A 2,234-nucleotide genomic window follows, 5' to 3' on the forward strand; every position below is an offset into this window, starting at 1 on the left:
GGGAAGATCTTGCAGACGTGGATCTCCGCACCCGGCACGATGCCGATGATGCCGCGCCCGTTGTCGGCTCCGGTGACGGTGCCCGCGCAGTGCGTGCCATGCCCGACCTCGTCGGTGTCCCAGTGCCTGCCAGCCCGGTCAACCAGGTCGAACCCAGCGGTGATCCGGCCTTTCAGGTCAGGGTGGTTGACGTCGACGCCCGAGTCGATGAGGGCGATCTTGACGCCGTCACCGCGGTAGGTCGGCGGGATACGGTCGATCCCCATGGCCCGCTGGCCCCAGGTGAACTGCTGCCTGCTCGGGAAGTCCGGCATCAGCTGGCTCAGCGGCTCCAGCGCGATGACGTTGTCCTCGCTGGCCGACAGGCGTGGGCGGTCGATCGAGCGCTCCCAGTAGTCCGACGCCGGTCGGACGTAGACGTTCTGGATGGTGCCCGGGGTGTCGGCGATCAGCGTCACCGAGACCCGACCGTTCTGGTCGGTGATCCCCTGTACGGGAAAGTTCCGCCCCTGGACCAGCACGGTTGCCCCGGCGACGCCCGTTCCGTCACGGCCCTGGACCGTGAACGACAGGCTCGTCGTCTCTCCGGGCGTGGCGAGTCTTCCGGGGTCCGGCAGGACCCCGGCCGCACCCAGAGCGGGATCGGCGACATTCAGCCTCCGGTCCGGCTCGATGAGCACGTCCGGGGCTTGGCGCAACGCGGCCGCCCGATCCTCGGGCATCTCGAAGACGGCAATCTTCGACGGCTGCGCCGCGCCGGTGCCGAACGTCGCTAGCGGGCCGTTGGTGGACATCGCCAGCTCACGGTGGAACGTGACGTCTGGCAGCGTCTTGAGCCGCTCGAATATCGCCTTCGGATCCGCCACGCTTACTCCGGCGGGCAGCAGCTCCCGAGGAGCCGCGCCGACGAGGTACCGGCCGTGGCGACGCTCGACCTCGCGCCGGGAGGCTGAGCGCCCGGACGCGGTCGAACGGGCCGAAGCCGAGGCGGAAGACGGCGAGGATTTCCCTTTCGGGTTGCTCTCCATCTGTAGTGTCAGTGCTCCTACTAGTCGGAGGGAAATTTCAGAACGACTTGATTCAGAACATTTCGAGTGGCCGGTCCGGCTCTATCTCGATCGCGGACCCGTACTGCTTACGCAGGAGGTCGGCGTCCTCCTCCCGGAGATCGGCCACGAGCAGCTCCAGCCGCTCGGCCGAACCGAGCCGCCGCCGGGCTCGGGTTTCAGGATCGCGCTCCAGCTCGTCAAGGAGCCGGCGCAGACTGCCCGGGTCTCCGGAGATCAGATAAGCGGAGCGGCCCCCGCCCGCGGCGACCGCGTCATCGGGAATCGGCATCGGTCACAGCGGCGGCAGTGCCGGGTTCAGAGCGATGACCTGCTGAAGCGCCTGAGCGACCGAGTACGCCTGCGCGAGCGACTCCTGGTTGCGCCGCACCCGGTAGAGCTCCACCCCGACCATCATCGGCGGGATGAACTGCGCGAACTGGGGAATACTCGGCGTCGTCCGCTCCAGCCAGGCGTGGATTCGCTGTAGGAACATCGCGGCCTGGGTCCGATATACGTCCTGCGCCAGCGGCGCCATGGCGGTGAGCCCGCCGCCGAGGCCGACTGCCTGCTGTGGCCACTGCCCGGATGGCGACCCGTTGGCGGTCGCGCCGGCGTGGGGCACGCTACTTACCGTTGCCATGAAGGATTCCGTTCGAAGGGGTGATGATCGGGAAGTGGAACATTGGTTCCGCGCTGTCGCGGTGTAGCAAGCGCGGCTTCAGTGGAAGTCCGCGCTGCTGCGAACAGACCGGTCAGCAGGCCACCCAACGCTGCTGCCAGAGGTGCGGGTTGATTCCCGCGTAGGGCTGCCCGCCGCAGGTGAGGGCGTCGACGGCGTTCTGGTGCTGCCGGACCGCCGCGTGCTGAGCGGCAATCTGCTGGGCGGCAGCCAGCTGCTGGGCGGCGGCCTGCTGAGCGGCAGCCTGCTGAGCGGACAACGGAATCAGGATCCCGCCGAGGGCACCGCCCGCGGTGCCGAGACCAGGGATTCCGATCGCGTCGCCGAGCACGGATCCACCCAGGCTCCCAATGAGGCCACCAAGAATGCCGTAGGGGGCGAGCTGGTGCGCACCCGCCGGCATCATCCCGCCCGGCGCCGCCGAGAACGGGCTCAGACCACCCAGCCACGACCCCAGCTGCCCCAGACCCGGAATACCAGTCACATCACTGACCACATTTCCGGCA

General features: G+C 68.4%; 3 protein-coding genes and 1 pseudogene. All 4 read right to left on the minus strand.

The genetic code is table 11. The features are described from left to right. The coding region (locus BCD49_RS20255) for a S8 family peptidase (protein WP_158072954.1) at nucleotides 1–1,028 on the minus strand (1,028 nt) is incomplete at its 3' end. A gap of 52 nt (nucleotides 1,029–1,080) precedes the next feature. Continuing rightward, nucleotides 1,081–1,338, minus strand: coding sequence for a hypothetical protein (locus BCD49_RS20260; RefSeq protein ID WP_007515550.1), 258 nt, complete (start codon nucleotides 1,336–1,338; stop codon nucleotides 1,081–1,083). 3 nt (nucleotides 1,339–1,341) lie between these two features. Further along, nucleotides 1,342–1,689 (minus strand): hypothetical protein, encoded by a 348-nt coding sequence (locus BCD49_RS20265; protein WP_007515549.1) that lies wholly within the window; start codon nucleotides 1,687–1,689, stop codon nucleotides 1,342–1,344. Nucleotides 1,690–1,801: 112 nt separating this feature from the next. Then, nucleotides 1,802–2,234: pseudogene (locus BCD49_RS20270) on the minus strand (hypothetical protein); the annotation flags it as partial.

It is taken from the genome of Pseudofrankia sp. EUN1h (assembly GCF_001854645.1).
Classification (GTDB): domain Bacteria; phylum Actinomycetota; class Actinomycetes; order Frankiales; family Frankiaceae; genus Pseudofrankia; species Pseudofrankia saprophytica.

Coding starts and splice junctions, on each gene's coding strand:
- BCD49_RS20260 (WP_007515550.1), bottom strand. CDS start 1,338: ATGCCGATTCCCGATGACGCGGTCGCCGCGGGCGGGGGCCGCTCCGCT.
- BCD49_RS20265 (WP_007515549.1), bottom strand. CDS start 1,689: ATGGCAACGGTAAGTAGCGTGCCCCACGCCGGCGCGACCGCCAACGGG.